Raw genomic sequence first — 4,789 nt, 5'->3', positions numbered from 1 at the left:
GCATATCTCGGCACGTCCCGGCCGAGAAGCCAGCCACGTAGGGGGCTAAGCCTGCAGCGGAATCGTCCAACCCCGACATACGGTGCCGTAGACCAATCGGCAGATGCGTGCGGCAAGCTAAGAGCGTGTCTCACGTGGATGTAGTGGATCTTCTTGCATGATTTGAGATGTGAGCGACCGCCTTGCCCTGCGGCTGGTGCCGGACGAGCTCTGGGAGCTCGTGGAACCTCTGTTGCCCTCCTTCGCACCGCGCCCACAGGGCGGGGGCACGGCTCCGGTGGACGAGCGGGCGGTGTTCACCGCGGTCGTGTACGTGCTGACGTCGGGCTGTGCGTGGCGGCATCTACCACCGTCGTTCGGGGTGTCGGCGCCGACGGCGCACCGCCGGTTCCAGGTCTGGACCCGGGCGGGGTTATGGCCCCGGCTGCACCGGGCGGTGCTCGACCGCCACGGCGACGCAGGGAACGTGGACTGGACCTCGGCGATCGTGGACTCCGCGAGCGTGCGAGCGAGCGGGGCTCGCTGACCGGTCCGAGCCCGGTCGACCGCGGCAAGGCCGGCTCGAAACTGCACGTGCTCACCGACGCCGCCGGTCTCCCGCTGGTCGTCGGCGTCTCCGGTGCCAACCTGCATGACGGCCACGCCCTGATCCCACTGGTCACCGGGATCCCCGCGGTCCGTTCCCGGCGCGGGCCGCGGCGCCGCAGGCCCGTCAAGCTGCGCGCCGACAAGGCCTACGACAGCGACGACCTGCGCCGATTCCTGCGCGACCGCGGCATCGTGCCCCGGATCGCCCGCAAGGGCATCGAGTCCAGCGAGAAGCTCGGCCGCCACCGGTGGAAGGTCGAAAGGACGATCGCCTGACTCGGCGGCTACCGCCGCTTCACTATCCGCTACGAACGCAACGGCCACAACTTCCTCGGATTCCTCGCCCTGGCAGCGACGCTGACCTGCTGGAAGAAACTGGCCACGTGAGACAAGCTCTAAACCCCGACTACTGCGGCACCAGACTATCGAGCTAACATGTCGGCGACATCACCCTAACGAGGTTATATCAGTTTATCTGAAATGTTTGGCAAGAGGTAAATTTATGGCTTGGTATTTACAGAGGAAGAGGCTGGATAACTCTGATCGGATGGCGCGTGAGTCCACGGACAGGAAAATCGAGACTAGTTTCGACAGGCTGGGCGCACTATAAGGGGCGGGGGATTGAAATCAGTGGCGACGTGGTGCGCGCACCACCACAGTCACCGCAGGCGAACGCGATCGTGGAACGCTGGGTCGGCACCGTCCGCAGGGAATGCCCCGACCCGGCATGCCGCGTTTTCCTGGGACGCAACAGTACCGGGCGCGATCGCCGCTCTGCTCTGATGGGGCGCGGTGACGACAGACAGATCGGCGGGGCAGCGCGGCCGTCACGCCGTCGGGAAGCGCGTTCGGCATGCGTTCTCGTCACCGGGTGCCACTCGCCTGTTACGAGATCATCGGTGGCGATTGGCGGGGCCAGCGTGTGGGACTTCACTCCGCCAGCCAGGTCAGCCGATGTGTGCGGGAGGCGCATCCTCGGTGTGGTGTTGCCTGGCCGCGTTGATGGCGGTGGCGGTGACGATCAGACCGGCGAGGAACATCGCGGCGGCGGCAGCGAAGGCCATGGCGTAGCCGTGGGTCAGTGCGTCCTGTGCTCTCGCGATCAGGTTGATGTCGTTCGTGGCCAGGCCTTGGTAGAGGGCTCCGGCGGCTTCAGAAAGCTTGTTGTCAGCCGTGGAGGTGGCGATGGTCGACAGGACCGCGAGGCCGAGGGCTCCGCCGATCTGCTGGGCGGTGTTCAGGAGTGCTGAGGCGATCCCGGAGTCCTCGTGTGCAACGTCGCTGACTGCGCCGAGTGTCATGGGGACGAAGCTCAGGCCGAGGCCGAGCCCGGTGAGGAACATCGCCGGCATCAGGTGTCCGGCGTACGGGGAGTCCGGATCGAGGGCGGCGAACCAGAGCATGCCCGCGGCCGCCGCGAGCAGGCCCGGTCCGGCGATCACGCGGGGGGCGACGTGGGTGACCAGTTTGGAGCTGACACCGGCGGCGATGGCGATGCCGAAGCTGAAGGGCAGGTAGGCGAAGCCGGTCCGGACGGGGCTGTAGCCGAGGATGAGCTGCATGTACAGCGTCAGGAAGTAGAAGGTCGCGAACATGCCGGCACCGATGAGCAGCATCGTGGCGTAGGAACCAGACCGGTTGCGGTCCTGGAACAGCCGTAGCGGCATCATCGGGTGGGCGGTCCGGGCCTGGATGAGAAGGAACGTCACCAGTAGCACGGCCGCCACGGCGAAGGCGGTCAGGGTGGCGCTGTCGCTCCAGCCGTGCGCGCCGCCGTGGGTGATGCCGTAGACCAGTGCGATCAGGCCGCCCGTTCCCGTGACAGCGCCGGGGACATCGACGCGGCCCGGGTCGCGTTCGGCCTCGACGAGGCTTCGGGTTCCGGCGAGGACGACCAGGCCGATGGGGACGTTGATGAAGAAGACCCATCGCCAGCTCAGGACGTCGGTGAGTGTGCCGCCCAACAGCAGACCGACTGTGGCGCCGACACCTCCCATCGCGGCGTACACACCCATAGCCGTATTACGGGGCTTGCCGGGTGGAAATGTCGTAGTGATCAGGGCCAGCGCGTTGGGGGCAGCGAGCGCGGCGCCGATGCCTTGCAGGACGCGGGCGCTGATCAACAGGGCCTCGTTAGGGGCCAGTCCTCCCAGCAGTGAGGCCAGCGTAAAGATCCCGATGCCGGTCTGGAACATTCGTCGCCGGCCGAAGAGATCGCCGGTGCGTCCGCCGAGCAGTAGCAGCCCACCGAAGGCCAGCGCGTAGGAGTTGACGATCCAGGCCAGGTTCGCGTCGGACACGTCGAGATCGGTCTGGATGCTGGGTAGAGCGATGTTGGTGATCGTGGCGTCGAGGACCACCACCAGCTGTGCTGCGGCGATCACGAACAGAGCCAGGCCGAGGTGATGGCTCGTGGGCGGGGCCGCGGGGGTGCCCGGTCGCACGGGGGTGGCGGTCGCGCTGTCAGCAGACATACAGGTACTCCAGAAGGTGCGCTGGCAAAATTGCCCCGGCCATAAAACAGGTGCAGGGGTAGACTTCTTGTTCCAGATCGGCGGCTTCCGGCGAGATGAAGAAGGTGCCGTGCGATCCGAGGTCCGGGTTCGAGAAGCCGTCCGGTCGGGTGCGGGTCGAGAGTGAACCCTAGCAGCGAAAATGAATCACCCGGGGTTAGGCGCTCTACATCTTCCGTGTGATGGTTGTCGCGCTTGACGAGCCGGCCAGACCCGTGGGCAACGGATATCGGCTAAGTTCGGGGTGCCGCTTGCTTTTTCGGACCGGGTATGAGCACGGTGAAGCATCGGCCGACAGTGCGCACGCTTGTCAGGGAAATGCAAGTCGCCACCCTTGAGAATCCTGCGCGCGGCGTTGGCTCACAGACGCTGCTTATCGGCCGTGTTCACCGAACCTGCTCACGCCGTCTAAGGCTCGACCGGTCAGGGCCGCCTTACATACCCTGGCTCCCCAGAACACGGCACCCCGGTGCCGTCTGCCCCGTCGACGCGGACTTCCTTCACGCGCAAGTTGTCCGGGGGACGACCAAGCCGATCACACCCTGGGGCAGGTCGTCGCGGTGGTCCATGGACTTGCCGTAGCGGCGGAACCCCGACCGGTGAGTCACCATCACCATCGGGGATGCCCACGTCTTCGCAGACCCATTTGGCCGCGGGCAGCTTCGCACGGTTGGCGACCAGCGCGAACAGCTCCGCGCCACATCCGTGGTGAACCGCCGGTCACCGACCGCCTTCTCCAGCGCGGCAGCGACGCGAGTTCGCACGACAGGCCGTCGAGGCAACGCGATCGGCGGCTACGGCCCCGCGCCGGGAGCCTACCTGGACACGCCAGCGACCGGCGCGGCAGGGGCCTCACCGTTATCCACCAGGCCGGCATCGGCTACTACGCTCAAGCCCTCGAACGTCCTGCTGTCCTCCCATGCCAGCAGCCGCGCCGTCACATTAATTCCAGGACAGCCCCAGACTGATTTCCGTCGCCCTATAGGTCAGTCTTACTTCGACGCGATGCCCTCGTAGGCGAAGCTGAAGAGCTCCGGCCCGCCCATCCGGTACGTCTGGACGGTGTCGAGCGTGAACCCGGCGTTTTCGATCAAATTATCGACAGGCCGGTTGAGGTGGCAGCCGCCGAACACCTTTCCCCATAGGGGCGTGAGGCGCTCTTGCCGCTGGGCGACACGGTGGTTGGGTGAACGGCCATGCTCGACGAAGTGCACCGTGCCGCCGGGTCGCAACACCCGGCGCGCCTCACGCAGCGCCCGGTCGACGTCCGGGATGGTGCACAGGGTCCACGTGACCAGCACGTGGTCCACCGATGCGTCCGGGACGGGTAGCCTCTGGCTGTCGTCGCCGACGAACTCGACCGGGATGGGGGCGGCGGCGATGCGGCGGGCCGCCAGCCTGCGGCCGACGGCTGCGGGTTCCACAGCCAGGAGCCGGGTGACTTCAGGTGGAAGGTGGGGCAGGTTACGCCCGGAACCGAACCCGATCTCCAGGACCTCGCCGGACAGGCCGGTGGTGACGCGGGCCCGGGTGGGCTCCATCGGCCTCCCGAGGGCAAGGTCGATGAACCGGGGCAGGATCTGGTCGTCGTAGAAGCCCATCACTTCTCCTTGGTTCTCTTTGATATCGACGCAGGTCAGCTCCACGGCGGTCGGAATAACCTGTCCGGCTCTGTTGTGTCAGGCCGG

General features: G+C 66.5%; 2 protein-coding genes and 1 pseudogene. 1 reads left to right on the top strand and 2 read right to left on the bottom strand.

Translation table 11 applies throughout. From position 1 onward, the window contains the following. Nucleotides 1-169: 169 nt before the first annotated feature. Nucleotides 170-975: pseudogene (locus AC559T_RS08730) on the top strand (IS5 family transposase). A 560-nt stretch (nt 976-1,535) separates the two neighbouring features. Here the strand turns inward: AC559T_RS08730 and AC559T_RS08725 are convergent. Together AC559T_RS08725 and AC559T_RS08720 are read right to left on the bottom strand one after the other, a co-directional pair. Next, nucleotides 1,536-3,062 (bottom strand): MFS transporter, encoded by a 1,527-nt coding sequence (locus AC559T_RS08725; protein WP_498868384.1) that lies wholly within the window; start codon nt 3,060-3,062, stop codon nt 1,536-1,538. Nucleotides 3,063-4,093: 1,031 nt separating this feature from the next. Then, a complete protein-coding gene (locus AC559T_RS08720; RefSeq protein ID WP_498868385.1) occupies nt 4,094-4,702 on the bottom strand; it encodes a class I SAM-dependent methyltransferase in 609 nt (202 codons plus the stop codon). Between the last annotated feature and the right edge of the window lie 87 nt (nt 4,703-4,789).

The organism is Frankia sp. Hr75.2 (assembly GCF_949319125.1).
In the GTDB taxonomy this organism is placed as follows: domain Bacteria; phylum Actinomycetota; class Actinomycetes; order Frankiales; family Frankiaceae; genus Parafrankia; species Parafrankia soli.
Note: the sequence above shows the minus strand (reverse complement) of the source record. Positions and strands in the feature narration are given on the sequence as shown.

Bases quoted from the DNA above. Each gene is read 5' to 3' on its own strand.
- AC559T_RS08725 (WP_498868384.1), bottom strand. From the start codon at position 3,062: ATGTCTGCTGACAGCGCGACCGCCACCCCCGTGCGACCGGGCACCCCC.
- AC559T_RS08720 (WP_498868385.1), bottom strand. From the start codon at position 4,702: ATGGGCTTCTACGACGACCAGATCCTGCCCCGGTTCATCGACCTTGCC.